The sequence below is a fragment of the Colwellia sp. E150_009 genome (genome assembly GCF_053543955.1).
On the sequence record NZ_JBHFOM010000001.1, the window covers coordinates 57,307 to 76,002 of the forward strand.

Sequence of the window (18,696 nt, forward strand, 5' to 3'; positions counted from 1 at the left end):
TAGAGTTATAAATGAATATTGTTGAACAAGTATTATTAGCCGATAGCCAAATAGATGACGCTATTTTATCTAACACATTAAAGCGAATTATGGGGCGTCAAGTCGACTATGCAGATCTGTACTTCCAATCTAATCAACATGAATCGTGGATGCTTGAAGATGGCATAGTCAAAGAAGGTTCCTATAATATTGAACGGGGTGTTGGCGTACGCGCAATATCGGGCGAAAAAACAGGTTTTGCTTATTCGGATGATATTTCACCTTATGCTTTACAACAAGCGGCGGATGCAGCAAAAGGGATTGCAGATGCAGGAGAAGGAAAACCAGTTCATGCTTTTAAACGTCAATCTCCAATAAAAATATACCAATCAGTTGAGCCGCTTGGCAGTTTAACTCAAGAACAAAAAATTGATTTATTACATCAGGTTGAAGCACATGCTAGGCAAATAGATAGCCGTGTTAATCAAGTGATTGTTAGCTTGTCGGGTGTGTATGAAAAGGTATTGGTGGCAGCAAGTGATGGTACTTATGCTACCGATATACGCCCACTAGTGCGTTTAAATTGTTCTGTTTTAGTTGAAGACCAAGGTAAACGTGAACGTGCTAGTGCAGGGGGCGGAGCGCGTACAGATTATAGCTATTTCTTTGAACCTGTGTCAGAAGGAAATGCCCAGAGTAAACCTCGTTATATTGCTTACGCAGAAGAAGCGGTTCGCCAAGCGTTAGTTAACTTGGTGGCTGTTGATGCACCAGCAGGTGCTTTTCCCGTAGTTTTAGGCGCAGGTTGGCCTGGTGTGTTATTACATGAAGCGGTGGGACATGGTTTAGAGGGCGATTTCAATCGAAAAGGCTCGTCTACCTTTGCGGGCAAAATTGGCAGCAAAGTGTGTTCTGAACTTTGTACCATTGTTGATGATGGTACCATGGCAAACCGTCGTGGTTCATTAAGTATTGATGATGAAGGTACACCTGGACAGTACAATGTGCTAATTGAAAAAGGCATTTTAAAAGGTTATATGCAAGACAAACATAATGCATCATTAATGGGCGTTAAGCCAACAGGTAATGGTCGTCGTGAATCGTACGCACATTTACCTATGCCACGCATGACCAACACTTATATGTTAGCAGGTGAATCTAGTCCTGAAGATATTATTAAATCAGTGAAAAAAGGTATTTATGCACCTAATTTTGCGGGTGGACAGGTTGATATTACATCAGGCAAGTTTGTATTTACTAGTTCGGAAGCCTACTTAATTGAAAATGGCGAAATTACCACACCAGTTAAAGGGGCTACGTTAATTGGTAGCGGCCCTGAAGCCATGAAAAATGTTTCTATGGTGGGAAATGATCTCAAACTTGATGCTGGTGTTGGGGTTTGTGGTAAAGATGGTCAAAGCGTTCCTGTTGGTGTGGGACAACCTACTTTAAAAATTGATGAAATGACTATAGGCGGCACGCAGTAAAAGAATTTAACTAGGTCAGTTGAACTTTGCTGAACATTTTTTCAGCAGGTTGATAAACGCTGTCTTATGGATTCGTTTAAATGCTTCTTGCTCATTCTACATTTATCAACCACTCATAGTTTTTACTATTAAGTGATTCATGAATAGAGGAATTAGAATGCTGAATTTTTTAAATTTTATCAAAAAAAGATGAATATAGTGTTTAAATATTACATTTATCTTTTTAATAAGTTGTTAGCATACTAAGGCAAGTGATTGATCTAATTTTGCAGTAACGTAATCAGAAGCTGAACGATATTTAGATTAAAGAAATTCATAGCAAACTGATAACATCATAAAATGAATGAAATATAGAATAACTATGTTTAACTCATTTTGTTTGTTCTAAGCTCGCTACTGTAGCTCTAAGTTGAGCAATTCATTATTTCAATTGGTATTAATCCAAATGGAATGGCGTAATATACTTAAAATTAAAGTATTCTAATAGTTTCACCGTTCTGGGTACCCACTTTTGACACCAAAACCAACATAAATTACCAATTTCTAATAATAATAAATTTTCAATGATCATTTTTTAGCTACTTTACCCACTTATGATCCACAAAACTCCACAAATTCATCTACTTCCTGCATTTCTTTATCTAGCCCTTTATTTTACTGGTTTTTTGACCAGTGTCTCTAGCCATTTTTTCCCTATTATTCTCTTGACATAAGTTTGCATTAGTCACTAAACTGTATCATTGTGGTAAAAAGTGGGTAATTGTGGATCTTAGATGATCACTCTTATGAAATAACCTGCAAAAATTTCAGTTGATAAGGTAAGTTTAAAGCGATGTTCCGAGGCGCAAGTGCGATAAAGCTTGATAGCAAAAACAGAATCACGATACCCACGCGGTATCGTGAAGAGCTGCTTGCTGATTGCCAAGGAAAAATGGTGTGTACGGTTGATATTCAACATGCCTGTTTATTACTTTACCCTTTACCTGAATGGGAAGAAATTGAATTAAAATTGTGCAACCTATCTAGTATGAATCAACAAGAACGCTTGTTACAACAAGTATTGCTAGGCAATGCCACTGATTGCGAAATGGATAAAAATGGTCGTTTATTATTGAACGGTCCATTAATTAAGCATGCGGGGTTAGAAAAATCGATCATGCTTGTAGGGCAACTGAAAAAATTTGAAATTTGGAGCGAGTCTGCTTGGGAAACTCAAATGCAGCAAGGTATTACTAAAATTCAATCAGGTGAAATTGAATTAACTGATCGTTTGTTAGATTTATCACTATAAAAGTAATTTAAATAAAAAGGTTATAAAAAGAAAATAATGGAATTAGATAAAGCACATATTTCTGTTTTATTAACCGAAGCGGTCGATGGTTTACAAATTGACCCTGATGGTTGCTATATCGACTGTACTTTTGGTCGAGGTGGTCACTCGTCACTTATTCTTTCTAAATTATCATTTAAGGGGCGATTGATTGCCATAGACCGTGATCCTAGTGCCATAGCAGCAGCAGAGAAATTTAAAGACGATGCACGCTTTCTTATAGAACATCAAGGTTTTGCTAATTTGGCTGAAATTGCACAGCAACATGAATTAATGGGCAAGGTTGACGGAATTTTATTGGACTTAGGCGTTTCATCTCCTCAGCTAGATGAAGCAGAACGAGGCTTCAGTTTTATGAAAGATGGCCCGTTAGATATGCGTATGGATACTACACGAGGACAAACGGCTGCAGAATGGCTGGCGGTAGCAGATGTAGAAGATATTACTTGGGTATTAAGAACCTTTGGCGAAGAAAAGCATGCTTGGCGTATTGCGAACGCCATTGTTGATGCGCGTGATGAGTCACCATTTACGCGTACTAGTCAATTAGCAAAGTTAATAAAAGCAACGGCTCCACAACGAGAAATAAAAAAACATCCAGCAACTCGTAGTTTTCAAGCGATTCGTATGTATATCAATAGCGAACTTGAGCAGATAGAGAAAGCACTGGCAGCGAGTTTATCTGTTTTAGCTGAAAACGGTCGTTTAGTGGTGATAAGTTTTCATTCATTAGAAGATAGATTAGTAAAACAGTTTATGAAAAAACATTCTCAAGGTAAGAAAGTTCCGAGAGGATTTCCTGTTAGTGAGGAAGAATTGAATAAAGGTAAAAAATTGGCGCTAGTTGGTCGTAAATTAAAACCTAGCAAAAGTGAAGTTGAAGAAAACGTTCGCTCTCGTAGCTCAGTATTACGTATAGCGGAACGCTTACCTCATAGTGTGGATTAGTTTTGGTAAACCAAAGGGTAGCGCCAAGAAAAACACCATCAAATCAGTTGTTGGTATTGGAAATTTGGCAAGATATTGTTGAACATTTTGTTAGTTATATTTTATTGTTCTTGGTAATAATTTCTGCTTTTTCAGTAATTTATTACACACATGTTAACAGACAGAAAACCAGTGAATTAGAACAGCTTTATACACAAAGAGACGAGTTAGATATTGAATGGCGTAATTTGTTATTAGAACAAAATAGCCTAGCAGAACATAGCGCGATAGAGAGTCGAGCAAAAAAAATGCTGAATATGAAGCGCCCTGATGCTGATTCAGAAATAATTGTTACGTTAAAGTAAGTCGTTTATCGCAACAGTGAAATGTTAGACCTAAACAACCATTAAGCACAGAGTTAAATGAAGAAAATAGCAAATAACCGCAGTAGTCAACCAACAACCACCGCATGGCGTTACTACGTTGTGATAGGTATTGTTGTCTTGATTTATGGTGGATTACTTGCACGCACTGCTTATATTCAAATTATAGAACCCGATATGTTAAAACAGCAGGGCGATTTACGCTCTATGCGTGTCGCTGCTAACACGGTACAACGCGGTTCTATTGTTGATAGAAATGGTGATGAATTAGCGATTAGCGTGCCAGTAGAAACTGTTTGGGCTGATCCTAAAATAGTGATGGATAATAAAGCACTTGCTATGAACAAGCATTGGCAGGCACTTGCTGATGTATTAGGTAAAGATGTAAAAAAATTAACTGCGCGAGTTATACGTAATCCTAGTAAGCGTTTTGTTTACCTTGAACGAAAAATATCGCCAGCAATGGCCAAATATATTCGCGAGTTAAAAATACCAGGCATTCATTTACGTAAAGAATCGAAACGTTTTTATCCCACAGGTGAAATCAGTGCGCATATTGTTGGCTTTACCAATGTTGATGACAAAGGCATTGAGGGCGTTGAGCGAGTATACGATGAAATATTAACAGGTAAAGGTGGTAATAAACGTTTTAGAAAGGATGCTCAAGGTAGAAAAATTGAAATACTTTCTGTAGAAAAAGCGCAAGCGGCACAAAATGTTACTTTAACGATTGATCAACGCATTCAAGCGATTGCTTATAAAGAGTTGAAAGGTGCGGTACAAGCGTTTAAAGCAACCTCTGGTTCTGTTGTTGTTGCTGATATTCATACAGGTGAAATATTGGCACTGACTAACAGCCCGTCGTATAACCCAAATAATCGCACTAATACTGCCGTCCATCGTTTTAGAAATCGTGCTATTACTGATATTTACGAGCCAGGCTCAACCATGAAGCCATTGACAGCATTAACGGCTTTAGAATTTGGTTCAGCTAACGAAAGTACTATTATTGATACTAGCCCAGGTTGGATGCGTTTAGGTGGCAGACGTGTTAATGATCCTATCAATCGTGGAAAATTATCAGTGGAAGATATTTTGGTCACTTCCTCTAATATGGGTACAACTAAGTTAGCACTTTCAGTGCCTAAAGCCTTTTTATTAGACCGATTTTTTGATGCTGGTTTTGCTGACAGTACAGGTACAGACCTAGTTGGTGAAAGTTCTGGCATGATGCATGATAGACAACGTTGGTCTGAGTTTGAATTAGCAACGCTTTCTTGGGGATATGGTTTGGCTATCACGCCAATGCAGTTAGCGCGTTTTTATGCCACGTTAGCTAATGGTGGTATAAAACATGAGCTATCTATCGTGAAACGGGATGCCCAAGACGCAGGCGAGCGGGTATTTTCTAAGAAAAATGCTGAAATTGTGACTCAAATGCTAGAAGCTGTTGTTGATGAGCATGTACAAAAAGCAAAAGTAGAAGGTTATCGTGTTGGTGGTAAAACGGGCACGTCTTTTAAGGCGGTAGCTGGCGGCTATGGCAATGATTATGTTGGTCTTTTTGCAGGTGTAGCTCCTATGTCTAATCCACAGGTGGTTGTAGTCGTGGTGATTAATGATCCTGGTGGCGATTTATATCACGGTGGTGAAGTGGCTGCGCCAGTGTTTTCTCGTGTGATGAAAGGAGCGCTACAAGTCTTAAATATTACACCAGATGCGAGTGAAAAATTGGCTGCTAGTCATCAGTTTTCTGCAGAGGGGGCTGATGATGCTTAATACCCCAATTAACAAGCCTAATACACAATCCATTATTCCAGTGTTAAGTTGTTTTAATATTACTTGCCCCAACAATATTAAATTATCAACTTACCACGGTGATTTAACGAATGATAGCCGTGCGATAAGTAGTGATGCTAATGCTGGCGATATATTTTGTGCCATTATTGGTCATACTCAAGATGGACGACAATACATTGAACAAGCAATAGCTAATGGGGCAAAATTAGTTTTGTCTGAATGTGAAAATAAAAGTGACCATGGCAGTGTTCGCTTTATTGAAACAGCACATGAGCCAGTTGCTGTTGTTAGTTTCTATGCATTAAACAACATTTTATTTAAGGTGGCGAGTGCCTACTACCAAGCCCCAGAAAATAATATGACCATGATTGGTATTACAGGGACTAATGGTAAAACCAGCAGCAGCCAGCTACTTGGGCAATTATTAACCCGATGTGGCAAACCTTGTGCCATTATCGGTACCAACGGTGCAGGTATGGTTGATGATCTAAAACCTCTAGATAACACCACGCCTAGTGCAACAGACTTAGTGCAATTATTTTCTCGTTTTAATCAACTAAGTGTTACTAATAAAAAAGATGCAAACAGCCTCGAAGAAAAAATAACGCATATTGCGATGGAAGTGTCGTCTCATGCATTAGCTCAAGGTCGTGTGATGGGTAGTACTTTTGATATTGCCGTATTCACTAACTTAAGCCGCGATCATTTAGACTATCATCATACGATGGCTGATTATGCCTCGGCGAAAGAACTGTTATTTACTCATGATGATAATCAAGTTGCCGTATTAAATGGTGATGATGAACAAGTACAACGTTGGCTAAAAAACTGGGCAAAAATAGAAACGTTATCTGTACAAAATATGTGGTTTTATGGTCGAAATGATTTCGTAAAACAACAAACTCAATTTGTAAGTTGTTGTGCAATTAAACACCATAATCAAGGTGTTGATTTTACATTAAACACTCATCTTGGCGATATAAATATTCATAGCCCATTACTGGGCGATTTCAATATTGACAACCTATTAGCTGTTATTGCTGTGTTGTTAATTGAAGGCATTTCTTTAATAACCATTGCTGAAGCAATAAAGTACATTAAACCAGTTGCTGGGCGTATGGAAGCCTTTTTGCCAGTCAATTTAGGTACAGCAGCCACAAGCGTTGTTGATTATGCCCATACGCCTGATGCGTTAGAAAAAGCCCTCATTGCCTGCCGTCAACATTGTCACGGAAATTTATTGGTTGTTTTTGGCTGTGGTGGCGATAGAGATAAAGGTAAAAGGCCATTAATGGCAAAGGCTGCACAAAAATATGCAGATTATCTTGTGGTGACTAGTGATAACCCTCGTACTGAAGATCCTATGGCGATAATCGAAGATGTGTTAGCTGGGCTTGATGAAAAAAGTCGTGTAAATGTCATTGTTGATAGAAAACAAGCGGTATTAGACACCTTAGCAAAAGCGCAACCGAACGATGTTGTGTTATTGGCTGGTAAAGGGCACGAAGACTATATTATTTGGGGACATGAAAAGATTGATTATAACGAACGTCAAGTAGTTCAAGATTTCTACACAAATTTACCTAAACAGATAGTTGCAGGTGAGCAAGCATGATCAATTTATCCTTATCTACCATTGCAACGGCTATGAAAGGTCGATTAATTTGCCATGAATCATTACGAGACATGGAGATCAATAATCTTGTTACTGACTCGCGAGCATTAATTCGAAAAGGTAATACTCAACAAGAAATAACAAAGTTAGAAAAGAAAACCAATGCTTTTTTAGCACTCAAGGGGCCAAATTTTGATGGGCATCGTTTTGTTCAACAAGTGATTGAGAAAGGTTGTCAGGTAGTTATTGTTGAACAACAAATAACAGAAATAGAGCGTGACAAGGTTGCTCAAATTATTGTTGATGATACGCGTATCGCACTAGGGCAAATTGCTCGTTATGTAAAACAACAAATTGCTCCAAAAACCGTGGGCATTACTGGTAGTAGCGGTAAAACAACGGTTAAAGAAATGTTGGCTGCCATTTTGTCGCGTTTAGGTAATGTATTGGCCACAGAAGGTAATTTTAATAATGATATTGGCGTACCCTTAACTTTATTGCGTTTAGAGCCTAAGCATGATTTCGCCGTAATTGAAATGGGGGCAAACCATATAGGTGAAATAGCCTACACTAGCGATCTAGTGAAACCAGATGTTGCTGTGATCAACAATATAGCTGCTGCGCATTTAGAAGGTTTTGGTGACTTGTGTGGTGTAGCAAGAGCTAAAGGTGAAATTTTTGCAGGTTTATCCCAACAAGGCACGGCCTTGTATAACATAGATACTAAGTATGCAAATAAATGGCTGTGGCGCTTAACAGATAAACAGGTACGAACTTTTTCTTGTGCAAATGCTCGGCTCACTGATACTCCCACTAATGCTGACTGTTACAGCGAAAATATTGTATTAGATGAAAATGGCTGTGCTCAGTTTGATATGCAAACATCACTGGGACAATGTGTTATTAAGTTAACCATACCTGGGGTGCATAATGTTTGTAATGCTGTTGCTGCGGCGTCTGCCGCTATTGAATGTGGCGCAAGTTTACAAGACATTCAACTTGGTTTAGCACAAATGTCGCCAGTGAAAGGGCGTTTAAATATTTATCACCTTAAAGGCACTTCATTAAGTGGTGACATTAAGTTAATTGATGATACCTATAATGCTAATGTTGAATCAATTAAAGCGGCTATCGCTTTACTTGCTGGATATAAAGGGCAGCGTATTTTAGTGCTAGGTGATATGGCTGAACTTGGCAGTGATGCACGAAGTTATCATCAAGAAGTAGGCGAATATGCTAAAGAGCAGGGGATTGAGGTATTACTGACTTTAGGTGTGTTAAGTCAAAATACTAGTGATGCTTTTGCGCGAGAAAATGAAGCGTTTAGTGAACATTTTAATGACAAAAACATGCTTGAAGCACGTTTATTTTCTGTCTTAACAACAGAAAACAAACAAGTACAGCCACAACATATTTTAATTAAAGGATCACGTAGCGCACATATGGAATATGTAGTTGAAGATATTATTGATTGGCATGAAAAACAACAAACAAAAGATCAAAATTCAAATTCACTTGATACAAACAAACAGGATATTGCTTAATGTTACATTGGTTAGCTGAATATTTAACTCAGTACTATAGCGCGTTTCATGTTTTTTCATATTTAACTTTCCGCGCCATTGTTAGTACGTTAACTGCGTTATTTATTTCGCTTTATTTTGGTCCTAAGTTAATTAGCTACCTGCAAAAAATGCAGATAGGGCAAACTGTACGTGACGATGGCCCTGAAAGTCATTTATCTAAATCGGGTACACCAACCATGGGCGGAATACTTATTCTCGCGTCCATTGTTGTTAGCGTATTGTTATGGACAAATCTAGAAAATATTTATGTTTGGGTGGTTTTGTTTGTTGTAGTTAGTTTTGGCATTATCGGTTTTGTAGATGATTATCGTAAAGTGATTAGAAAAGATTCTAATGGATTAATTGCTAAGTGGAAATACTTTTGGCAGACAGTGATTGGTTTGGCAACGGCATTCTTTTTATATCAAATATCACACCCCGAACAAACATTTTTACTGATCCCGTTTATCAAAGACGTTATGCCACAGTTGGGTATGTTTTATATTGTTTTAACTTATTTTGTGATTGTTGGCACCAGTAATGCGGTTAACCTAACAGATGGTTTAGACGGCTTAGCAATTGTGCCCACCATTATGGTCGCAGGTGCTTTTGCCTTATTCGCTTATGTTACAGGTAATGTAAATTTTGCAGGGTATTTAAATATTCCTTATATCGCCATGACCTCAGAGCTTGTGGTTGTTTGTACGGCAATTGTTGGTGCGGGTTTAGGGTTTTTATGGTTCAACACTTATCCTGCACAAGTTTTTATGGGGGATGTTGGTTCCTTAGCACTTGGCGCAGCACTTGGTGTTATTGCCGTATTGGTTAGGCAAGAATTAGTATTATTTATTATGGGTGGCGTTTTTGTTATGGAAACGGTGTCAGTGATATTGCAAGTTGGCTCATACAAAATGCGTGGTCAAAGAATATTTCGTATGGCGCCAATTCACCACCATTACGAGTTAAAGGGCTGGCCAGAACCAAGAGTTATTGTACGTTTCTGGATTATATCATTTATTTTAGTTTTGATTGGTTTAGCCACACTGAAATTGAGATAAATACTCAGGTATTCGTTAAATATTTATAAAAGCACAAACATTGAGAAAGAAATGACATTGTTAGCCGAGTTAAAACATAAGAAAATAGTAGTGCTAGGCGCTGGTATCACAGGTATGTCCTGTGTACGGTTTCTTAGTGCTCAAGGTTTGTGTTTTGCTGTTAATGATTCGCGAGCTAACCCTTTTTCACATCGTTATAGCGAACAACAATTTAGTGAAGATTTTCCCACAGCAAATTTATATTTAGGCCAATGGCAAACGGAATTAATTGCCAAGGCAGACGTTATTATTATCAGTCCAGGTATTAATAGCGTTCGTGAAAATATAGCGCAATATATCAGTGATGATTGCCGTGTAATGGGTGATATTGAACTATTTTGTCAAATAAATAATGCGCAGCCTAATCCGATTAAAATCTTAGCGTTAACGGGATCTAACGGTAAATCTACCGTGGTATCACTACTGGCCTATTTAGCGAATAGTCTTGGTGTTAATGCACAACTGGGAGGCAATATAGGTCAGCCAGTCTTAGACATATTAACTGAAGAAAAAGTAGCGGCTCAAAAACAGAAAACTAACAGCCTACCTGAGCTATTAATCTTAGAACTTTCCAGTTTTCAACTTGAAACGTTAACAAGTATGCAAGCCATTGCAACGAGTGTGTTAAACGTAAGTGATGATCATCTTGATCGTCACCTTAGTATGGAAAATTATCAAAAGATCAAACAAAGTATCTATAGCCAAGGTAAGTTGGCAGTTACTAACCGTGATGATATTGCCACTCAAACCCCAAACAAACTACAACCTGTTCTATCGTTTGGCAGTGACATACCGAATGAAAACCAGTTTGGCATTCGAGTGTATAAAGGCAAAGCGCACTTGGCGTTCGGCAATCAAAATTTAATTGCCTTAGCGCAATTACCTTTAGCGGGCATGCATAATGCCTTGAATTATTTAACCGTGTTGGCATTAGGCTTCAGTGCTGGTTGGTCAATCACTACAATGGTTAAGTATTTAGCTGGCTTCACTGGTTTAGCACATCGTTGCCAACGAGTACAAACCGAAGACGGAATTACTTGGATTAATGATTCAAAAGCCACTAATGTTGGTGCGACTCTCGCTGCTATCAATGGTTTAGCGCAAACACTCAACACGCAAGGAACAACGCAGCAACGTTTGATCCTTATTGCAGGTGGTGATGGTAAAGGGGCGGATTTTACGCCATTAAAACAGCCGTTAAGTTCACATGTTAGTCATGTTATCACCCTAGGAAAAGACGGTGATAAAATTGCAGACTTAATTAGCGATGTAAATCACGTAAATAAAGTATCAAGCTTGATTGAAGCTGTTCAAGTGGCTAAAGCAAAGGCAAATAAAGGTGATACTATCTTGCTTTCACCTGCTTGTGCGAGTTTAGATATGTTCAAAAACTTTGTTGATCGTGGTGAACAGTTTATGGCTGCTGTGACTGAACTGGCGGAGGTTAGCTAATGAGATCATCAGTTTCGCTAGATAATAATGCAGAACAATCTTTTAAGTTGTCTTCACTTATCAATAGTATAAGTACGAATATAACAAAAGTTTTTGATAGCGAGCCTACACCGCAGAGTGGCATGGTTTTCGACCGTAGCTTTGTTGTATTAGCGTTGATTATGTATATGATTGGGTTAGTTATGGTTGCTACTTCATCCATGCCTGTGGCTGAGCGGTTATTCAATAATCCTTTTCATTTTGTTATTCGTCATACTATTTATATTGTTTTAAGTTTAGGTATTGCTGGTGTTGCTTTGCAAATTCCTATGGCGTGGTGGCAAAAAAACAGCAGTTACTTACTCATCTTCGGTATTTTTCTTTTAGTTGCTGTACTAGTCATTGGTCGTTCGGTTAATGGTTCAACTCGCTGGATTGTACTCGGACCAATTACAGTGCAAGCCGCAGAGCCAGCTAAGTTATTTTTCTTTTGTTATTTAGCGGCTTATTTAGTGCGTCGACGTGATCAAGTAATGGAAGACTGGAAAGGTTTTGCTAAACCATTAGTCGTTTTTGCTGTATTGGCTGGCTTACTACTAAGACAGCCAGATTTAGGCACTATTATTGTGATGTTTGTAACTACCTTTGGCTTGCTATTTTTAGCGGGTGCAAAGCTTTGGCAGTTTGTTAGTTTAGCTTCAGTGGGGGTTTTGTTGCTGTCGTTATTGGCTATTTTTGAGCCCTATCGTTGGCGAAGAATAACCAGTTTTTTAGATCCCTGGGAAGATCCCTTTGGTAGTGGGTATCAGTTAACACAATCATTAATGGCTTATGGTCGAGGTGAAGTTTTTGGTCAAGGTTTAGGAAATAGTATTCAAAAATTGGAATACTTACCTGAAGCCCATACCGATTTTGTCATGGCTGTACTGGCTGAAGAGTTTGGTTTTATTGGTATTGCATTGATTTTAGCATTGAGTATGGTTTTAGTTTTCAAAGCATTAATGCTTGGAAAGAAAGCGCTGGCAAAAGAGAAGTTCTTTGAAGCTTTTTTTGCTTATGCCATCGGCATTTGGGTTTGTTTTCAAGCGGCAGTAAATGTTGGAGCCAGTGCAGGTATAGTGCCTACTAAAGGGCTAACTATGCCTCTTATCAGTTATGGAGGTAGCTCTATGATTATTATGACACTTGCTGTAGTCATTCTAATTCGTATCGATCATGAATTACGTATGCAGAGTATTCAAGCAACCTCATCGAAAAGAAAAATACGTAAACTAGGAGAGACGAATGACTAAGGCTCCTACTTTATTGGTTATGGCTGGCGGAACAGGCGGTCATATATTTCCAGGGCTTGCTGTTGCTGAGAAATTAAAAAGTGATGGTTGGACAATTCATTGGTTAGGAACAGCAGATCGTATGGAAGCTGATATTGTGCCAGCCAATGGTTTTGAAATTTCCTTTATTACTATTAGCGGCTTACGTAATAAAAATATAATGGCGTGGTTGAAATTGCCTTTCAAATTAATGGGCTCTTTATTACAAGCATTGCGTGTTATCAGAAAAATAAAACCAGACGTTGTTTTAGGCATGGGAGGCTATGCAAGCGCACCAGGCGGATTAGCAGCTTGGTTGATGAGAAAGCCTCTGGTTGTACATGAACAAAATGCAGCCGCAGGCTTAACCAATAGATTACTTGCACGAATAGCAACCAAAGTTTGTTGTGCTTTTCCTGATGCATTTAAACATAATGTTAATGCTCAAGTTGTAGGAAACCCACTAAGAAACAGCATAGGTCAGCAAAGTGCTAGACAGTCGGATATTGAAAATAATACAGGTGAAGAGATACTGAAAACTAGTCACAATATACTAGTGGTTGGTGGTAGTTTAGGCGCGCATATTTTGAATGTAACAGTACCTGAAAGCTTTTTAACTTTAGTAAATAGCAGCAGAAAAAATAGTGAAACTTTACCGTTTAGTATTTGGCATCAAACAGGTAAAGGAAATCAGCAAAGTGTGAGTGAGGCTTATAATCAACAAAATTTATTAGATGAACAGGTCAGAGTATCAGCATTTATTGAAGACATTGGTAAAGCATATCAGTGGGCAGATATAGTTATTTGTCGCGCAGGCGCATTAACCGTATCAGAATTAGCTATGGCAGCAAAACCAGCAATATTTATTCCTTTGCCACATGCTGTGGACGATCATCAAACTAAAAATGCGCAGTATATTGTTTCTCGTGGTGGTGCTGTTTTGATGAAGCAAAAAGACTTAACGAGCGAACGATTAACTGAACAATTAAATGAATTATTTAGTGAGCCGAACATATTATCAAGTATGGCTCAATCGGCTTTTGCTGCTGCTGATGCCGAAGCAACCAATAAAGTTGCGGATATATGTCAGCAACTTATCACAGCGTAGCATAGAAAATGAGTAACTATATGAACCAAAAAGCAATGAGCAAAAATAAAATGAGTGTACCTGAAATGCGCCGTGTAAAACGAATTCACTTTGTGGGAATTGGTGGTGCAGGTATGGGGGGTATTGCTGAGGTGTTGCTTAATGAAGGTTATCAAATATCTGGCTCTGATATTGGCGAAAATCAGGTGGTAAAACGGTTAAAGTCTTTGGGTGCTATCATAACTATTGGCCATGCCAGTAAAAATATTGAAAGTGCGAGTGTTATTGTTGTTTCTACTGCAATAGATCCAACCAATCCTGAGTTAATTGAGGCTAAAGAGCAACGTATTCCCATTGTACGTCGTGCTGAAATGCTAGCTGAATTAATGCGTTTTCGTCATGGAATTGCCATTGCGGGCACTCATGGAAAAACCACAACAACGAGTTTAATTGCGAGTATTTTTGCACAAGGTCAATTAGATCCTACCTTTGTTATTGGTGGTTTACTTAATAGTGCAGGCACTAACGCGCGTTTAGGTAGTAGTCGTTATTTAGTCGCTGAAGCCGACGAAAGTGATGCTTCATTTTTACATTTGCAACCCATGGTGTCTGTTATTACTAATATAGATGCTGATCATATGGAAACCTATCAAGGTGACTTTGAGAAATTAAAAGATACCTATATTGACTTTTTACACAACTTGCCATTTTATGGTTTAGCTGTGGTATGTATCGATAACCCTGTTGTTCGTGAACTATTACCGCGTATCAGTCGACAAGTTATCACGTATGGTTTTTCTGAAGATGCTGATATTCGTGCAGCCAATTATCAACAAGATGGTGGCATTAGTTATTTTACGGTAGAAATTGATGGTCAACCTCCTTTAGATATGAGTGTCAATTTACCTGGACAGCACAATGTACTTAACGCCCTTGCAGGGGTTGCTGTTGCAAAAGATGAAGGTATTGATGACGAAGCTATTTGCCAAGCATTAACTGAATTTGCAGGCATTGGACGTCGTTTTGAACAATTGGCAGATTTGAAAACACCTGCAGGCAATATGGTATTGGTTGATGACTATGGACATCACCCAAGTGAAGTAAAAGCAACTATCGTTGCGATGAGAACTGGTTGGCCAGATAAGCGTTTAGTTATGGTATTCCAACCCCATCGTTATTCTCGCACAAGAGATCTTTATGAAGACTTTGTTGAGGTGTTATCTGAGGTTGACTGCTTATTTTTGTTAGATGTTTATGCTGCAGGTGAAACCCCTGTTCCAACGGCAGACAGCAAAAGTTTAGCGCGTTCTATACGTCAACGAGGACAAATTGAACCTATTTATGTCAGTAATGTTGACATGCTGCCAGAGCTACTTGCTGCGCAATTACAAGATAACGACATGGTTATCACTCAAGGGGCTGGCAGTATTGGTACGGTGGCAAGAGATTTATCTAATAACCCTTTATTAGTACAAGAAGGGCAAAATAAATGACAAAAACAATAATGAATGAAGAAGTGATAGCCGTACTTTATGGTGGTAATTCTGCAGAACGTGATGTTTCTCTTAATTCGGGCAAAGCAATTGCACAAGGCTTGGAACAAGTAGGTTTTAAGGTTGTGCTAATTGACACTAAATACACCCCATTAACCGAGCTTGTAGCACAAAATATTAAACGTGTTTTTATCGCTTTGCATGGTCGAGGTGGAGAAGACGGCTGTTTACAAGGCGCGTTAGAGTTTATGGGGATCGCGTATACGGGGTCTAATGTTTTAGGCTCAGCTTTATCTATGGATAAAGTGCGTAGTAAACAAATATTTAAAGCCTGCAATATACCCACAGCGCCTTTTACAGTGGTTTGTAAAGATGATTTAGCTACCCTTGATGTTAAAGAACTACTTCAAGGTCTTGGTGGCAAAGTTATGGTTAAACCCGCACATGAGGGCTCAAGTATTGGTATGGCAATGGCTGACTCGGCAGAAAAATTGTCTAACGCCTTAGTAGAAGCCTTTGTTTTTGATGGTGATGTGTTAATAGAAGCATGGATTGATGGTCCTGAATATACAGTAGCCATTTTAGGCGATGAAGCATTACCTGCTATTCATATGGAAACCCCACGGGAGTTTTATGATTATGAGGCTAAATATAAATCAACCAGTACCCAATATCATTGCCCGTGTGGTTTACCAAAAGAACAAGAAGAAAGAATAAAATCATTGTCACTGCAAGCATTTAAAGCTACGGGTGCAAGTGGCTGGGGGCGTGTTGATTTGATGCAAGACAGTTTAGGTAATTGGCAAATATTAGAAGTGAACACTGTGCCAGGTATGACACAAACATCTTTAGTGCCTAAAGCGGCCAAAGTGCATGGGTTAACCTTTAGTGAATTAGTAAAGCGTATTGTTTCATTGTCGTGAGTAAAAATTGAAATCAGTTTATTGGAACGGATTTAACCGTAGGTAAGCAAATGAGTAATAAGCAGGAAATATCAGAAACTCAAGAGGCCTTGTCATTTGGACTTGGCTTGGTGTTTTTCGTGTGCGTGCTTATTAGCTTGATAAGTTTAGCTTGGTGGTTAACACAAATATTTGTTGAACAAGAGAACTTGCCCGTGAACTCTATTGTGATCACAGGAGAGATGCCTTACACCCAACACGAAGAGGTTATGGCGGCATTAAGTGATATTGATTTGGGCAATTTTTTTCAAGTTAATGTTAATGATATTCAAGCTCAAGTGTCTGCTTTACCATGGGTTTATTCTGTAGCAGTTAGAAAACAATGGCCAAATGAGGTGAAAATATATGTTGTTGATCAGACTCCAATAGCGTTCTGGAATGGTGATTTCATATTGAATCAATTTGGTAAGGCATTTCAGGCGCAAAGAACAGCATTGAAGCAAGGGTTGCCAGAATTTTTTGGCCCTGAAGGAAGTGAGTTATTGGCATTGGAAAACTTTAATAATTTAAATGATTTACTCGAGTATCGTAATCTTAGTATTGACGAATTAATTCTTAGTGAACGTTTTTCGTGGCAGCTAACGTTAAGCAATGGAATTAGACTGAATTTGGGGCGTGAAGAAAGGGTAAAACGCGTGCAAAGATTTATGGATGTATATCCTTTAATCAAAACCTATTTAGCAGAGCAAGAAAATCAAGAAAAAAATAACAAAAAGCAAATAAAACAAGCAGTGGATTATATAGATTTACGGTATGATACAGGACTGGCTGTTGGCTGGAAAGAAGTCACTAAGCTGTCCTCTAACGTGCAAATAGATAAACAACAATCACATCGCACGGATATATTTCCAAGTAATGAATCACAAATAAAAGAGTTGACCCTGAATGTCTAAAATCACAGAAAGAAATTTAGTTGTAGGACTAGATATAGGCACATCAAAAATATCAGTCGCTGTTGGCGAAATTACACCTGACAATCAGTTAAGTATTGTTGGTGTAGGTAATCAACCAGCACGAGGTATGGATAAAGGCGGTGTAAATGACTTAAATTTAGTGATTCAATCTATTCAGCGAGCAATTAATGAAGCTGAATTAATGGCTGACTGTCATATTAGCTCAATATATTTGGGAATATCTGGTAAGCATATCAGTTGTCAAAATGAAAACGGTATGGTGCCTATTAATGACAAAGAAGTAACACAAGAAGACGTAGATAACGTGATTCATACTGCTCGCAGTGTACCTATTTCAGCTGAACGTCGTATGTTGCATGTATTGCCACAAGAATACAGCATTGATTGTCAAGATGGCATCAAAAGTCCCATTGGTATGTCTGGTGTTCGTATGGAAGCAAAAGTACATATTGTTACCTGTGCAAATGATATGGCCAAAAACTTAGTGAAATGTGTAGAACGCTGTAATTTAACTGCGGATCAACTGATCTTTTCAGCGCTGGCATCAAGTTATTCGGTACTTACTGATGATGAAAAAGAATTAGGTATTTGTGTGGTTGACATGGGTGCTGGCACCATGGATATCTCTATCTTTACGGGCGGAGCACTGCGCCATACAGCAGTTATTCCTGTAGCAGGGAATCAAGTGAGTAACGATATTGCAAAAATATTTCGTACACCACTAAGCCATGCCGAAGATATTAAGGTGCAATACGCTTGTGCATTAAAACACTTGGTTAGCATGGAAGAAAGTATTGATGTACCCAGTGTTGGTGGGCGAGCAGCACGCACTATGTCAAGACATACATTGTCAGAAGTGGTAGAGCCAAGGTATCAAGAACTGTTTGAATTGATTCAAGAAGAAGTACGAGAAGCAGGCTTAGAAGATCAGATTGCAGCAGGTTACGTTTTAACTGGCGGTACAGCAAAAATGGAAGGTGTTGAAGAGTTTGCAGAAGAAGTATTTCAAATGCCTGTGCGCATTGGCTCACCACTTTCAGTACAAGGGTTGAAAGAGTATGTTGATGACCCAAGTTATGCCACGGTTGTTGGTTTATTACATTATGGTATGCAAGCCCATGGAGCAGGTTTAAAAGAGAAAAGTAAACCCGAAGGTGTTACAGGTTTATGGGCACGTTTTAGTGCTTGGTTTAAAGGTGAATTTTAGTTGATATAAATTTGCAACTTTATTATACGCTTAGTAAACAATCACAGGTTGAATGAGCAGATAATAGTTGTTTTGTAGGTCAGAGCTTATTCTGACAAATTTAGTAAAA

General features: G+C 38.5%; 15 protein-coding genes. All 15 read left to right on the forward strand.

The window, feature by feature from the left end; genetic code table 11:
- Window positions 1-11: 11 nt before the first annotated feature.
- The 15 genes from tldD to ftsA all read left to right on the forward strand — a co-directional run bounded on the left by tldD (window position 12) and on the right by ftsA (window position 18,587).
- Window positions 12-1,466 (forward strand): metalloprotease TldD, encoded by a 1,455-nt coding sequence (tldD, locus tag ACE1OF_RS00255; protein WP_448891834.1) that lies wholly within the window; start codon window positions 12-14, stop codon window positions 1,464-1,466.
- 832 nt (window positions 1,467-2,298) lie between these two features.
- Window positions 2,299-2,757, forward strand: coding sequence for a division/cell wall cluster transcriptional repressor MraZ (gene mraZ / locus ACE1OF_RS00260; protein WP_448891835.1), 459 nt, complete (start codon window positions 2,299-2,301; stop codon window positions 2,755-2,757).
- A 36-nt stretch (window positions 2,758-2,793) separates the two neighbouring features.
- The gene (rsmH, locus tag ACE1OF_RS00265; protein ID WP_448891837.1) at window positions 2,794-3,744 is read left to right on the forward strand and encodes a 16S rRNA (cytosine(1402)-N(4))-methyltransferase RsmH; all 951 of its coding nucleotides are present in this window, start codon (window positions 2,794-2,796) and stop codon (window positions 3,742-3,744) included.
- Window positions 3,745-3,746: 2 nt separating this feature from the next.
- Window positions 3,747-4,088 carry a cell division protein FtsL gene (gene ftsL / locus ACE1OF_RS00270; protein WP_448891839.1) on the forward strand — a complete coding sequence of 114 codons (342 nt, stop codon included), beginning with the start codon at window positions 3,747-3,749 and terminating at the stop codon, window positions 4,086-4,088.
- A 57-nt stretch (window positions 4,089-4,145) separates the two neighbouring features.
- Window positions 4,146-5,885 carry a peptidoglycan D,D-transpeptidase FtsI family protein gene (locus ACE1OF_RS00275; RefSeq protein ID WP_448891840.1) on the forward strand — a complete coding sequence of 580 codons (1,740 nt, stop codon included), beginning with the start codon at window positions 4,146-4,148 and terminating at the stop codon, window positions 5,883-5,885.
- Window positions 5,875-7,521, forward strand: coding sequence for a UDP-N-acetylmuramoyl-L-alanyl-D-glutamate--2,6-diaminopimelate ligase (locus ACE1OF_RS00280; protein WP_448891842.1), 1,647 nt, complete (start codon window positions 5,875-5,877; stop codon window positions 7,519-7,521). The genes ACE1OF_RS00275 and ACE1OF_RS00280 overlap by 11 nt, the downstream gene beginning before the upstream one ends.
- Window positions 7,518-9,065 (forward strand): UDP-N-acetylmuramoyl-tripeptide--D-alanyl-D-alanine ligase, encoded by a 1,548-nt coding sequence (locus ACE1OF_RS00285; RefSeq protein WP_448891843.1) that lies wholly within the window; start codon window positions 7,518-7,520, stop codon window positions 9,063-9,065. Before ACE1OF_RS00280 ends, ACE1OF_RS00285 begins: the two co-directional genes overlap by 4 nt.
- Window positions 9,065-10,144 carry a phospho-N-acetylmuramoyl-pentapeptide-transferase gene (mraY, locus tag ACE1OF_RS00290; protein ID WP_448891845.1) on the forward strand — a complete coding sequence of 360 codons (1,080 nt, stop codon included), beginning with the start codon at window positions 9,065-9,067 and terminating at the stop codon, window positions 10,142-10,144. Before ACE1OF_RS00285 ends, mraY begins: the two co-directional genes overlap by 1 nt.
- 51 nt (window positions 10,145-10,195) lie before the next feature.
- Window positions 10,196-11,635: a UDP-N-acetylmuramoyl-L-alanine--D-glutamate ligase gene (murD, locus tag ACE1OF_RS00295; protein WP_448891846.1), complete on the forward strand. Its 1,440-nt coding sequence runs from the start codon at window positions 10,196-10,198 to the stop codon at window positions 11,633-11,635.
- A complete protein-coding gene (gene ftsW, locus ACE1OF_RS00300) occupies window positions 11,635-12,906 on the forward strand; it encodes a cell division protein FtsW (protein WP_448891848.1) in 1,272 nt (423 codons plus the stop codon). Before murD ends, ftsW begins: the two co-directional genes overlap by 1 nt.
- Window positions 12,899-14,032 (forward strand): undecaprenyldiphospho-muramoylpentapeptide beta-N-acetylglucosaminyltransferase, encoded by a 1,134-nt coding sequence (murG, locus tag ACE1OF_RS00305; RefSeq protein WP_448891850.1) that lies wholly within the window; start codon window positions 12,899-12,901, stop codon window positions 14,030-14,032. Before ftsW ends, murG begins: the two co-directional genes overlap by 8 nt.
- 20 nt (window positions 14,033-14,052) lie before the next feature.
- Complete coding sequence (gene murC / locus ACE1OF_RS00310) at window positions 14,053-15,504, forward strand: UDP-N-acetylmuramate--L-alanine ligase (RefSeq protein ID WP_448892085.1); 1,452 nt, start codon at window positions 14,053-14,055, stop codon at window positions 15,502-15,504.
- Entirely contained in the window at window positions 15,501-16,427 is a 927-nt protein-coding gene (locus ACE1OF_RS00315) for a D-alanine--D-alanine ligase (protein WP_448891851.1), read from the forward strand. The genes murC and ACE1OF_RS00315 overlap by 4 nt, the downstream gene beginning before the upstream one ends.
- A 50-nt stretch (window positions 16,428-16,477) precedes the next feature.
- The gene (locus tag ACE1OF_RS00320; protein ID WP_448891853.1) at window positions 16,478-17,359 is read left to right on the forward strand and encodes a cell division protein FtsQ/DivIB; all 882 of its coding nucleotides are present in this window, start codon (window positions 16,478-16,480) and stop codon (window positions 17,357-17,359) included.
- Window positions 17,352-18,587: a cell division protein FtsA gene (ftsA, locus tag ACE1OF_RS00325; RefSeq protein WP_448891854.1), complete on the forward strand. Its 1,236-nt coding sequence runs from the start codon at window positions 17,352-17,354 to the stop codon at window positions 18,585-18,587. The genes ACE1OF_RS00320 and ftsA overlap by 8 nt, the downstream gene beginning before the upstream one ends.
- The last annotated feature ends 109 nt before the right edge of the window (window positions 18,588-18,696 follow it).

What these genes read in the sequence shown, in the direction of transcription:
- rsmH (WP_448891837.1), top strand. Translation starts at nt 2,794, where the DNA reads ATGGAATTAGATAAAGCACATATTTCTGTTTTATTAACCGAAGCGGTC.
- mraY (WP_448891845.1), top strand. Translation starts at nt 9,065, where the DNA reads ATGTTACATTGGTTAGCTGAATATTTAACTCAGTACTATAGCGCGTTT.
- mraZ (WP_448891835.1), top strand. Translation starts at nt 2,299, where the DNA reads ATGTTCCGAGGCGCAAGTGCGATAAAGCTTGATAGCAAAAACAGAATC.
- ACE1OF_RS00315 (WP_448891851.1), top strand. Translation starts at nt 15,501, where the DNA reads ATGACAAAAACAATAATGAATGAAGAAGTGATAGCCGTACTTTATGGT.
- murG (WP_448891850.1), top strand. Translation starts at nt 12,899, where the DNA reads ATGACTAAGGCTCCTACTTTATTGGTTATGGCTGGCGGAACAGGCGGT.
- murC (WP_448892085.1), top strand. Translation starts at nt 14,053, where the DNA reads ATGAACCAAAAAGCAATGAGCAAAAATAAAATGAGTGTACCTGAAATG.
- ACE1OF_RS00280 (WP_448891842.1), top strand. Translation starts at nt 5,875, where the DNA reads ATGATGCTTAATACCCCAATTAACAAGCCTAATACACAATCCATTATT.
- ftsA (WP_448891854.1), top strand. Translation starts at nt 17,352, where the DNA reads ATGTCTAAAATCACAGAAAGAAATTTAGTTGTAGGACTAGATATAGGC.
- ACE1OF_RS00285 (WP_448891843.1), top strand. Translation starts at nt 7,518, where the DNA reads ATGATCAATTTATCCTTATCTACCATTGCAACGGCTATGAAAGGTCGA.
- ACE1OF_RS00275 (WP_448891840.1), top strand. Translation starts at nt 4,146, where the DNA reads ATGAAGAAAATAGCAAATAACCGCAGTAGTCAACCAACAACCACCGCA.
- tldD (WP_448891834.1), top strand. Translation starts at nt 12, where the DNA reads ATGAATATTGTTGAACAAGTATTATTAGCCGATAGCCAAATAGATGAC.
- murD (WP_448891846.1), top strand. Translation starts at nt 10,196, where the DNA reads ATGACATTGTTAGCCGAGTTAAAACATAAGAAAATAGTAGTGCTAGGC.
- ACE1OF_RS00320 (WP_448891853.1), top strand. Translation starts at nt 16,478, where the DNA reads ATGAGTAATAAGCAGGAAATATCAGAAACTCAAGAGGCCTTGTCATTT.
- ftsW (WP_448891848.1), top strand. Translation starts at nt 11,635, where the DNA reads ATGAGATCATCAGTTTCGCTAGATAATAATGCAGAACAATCTTTTAAG.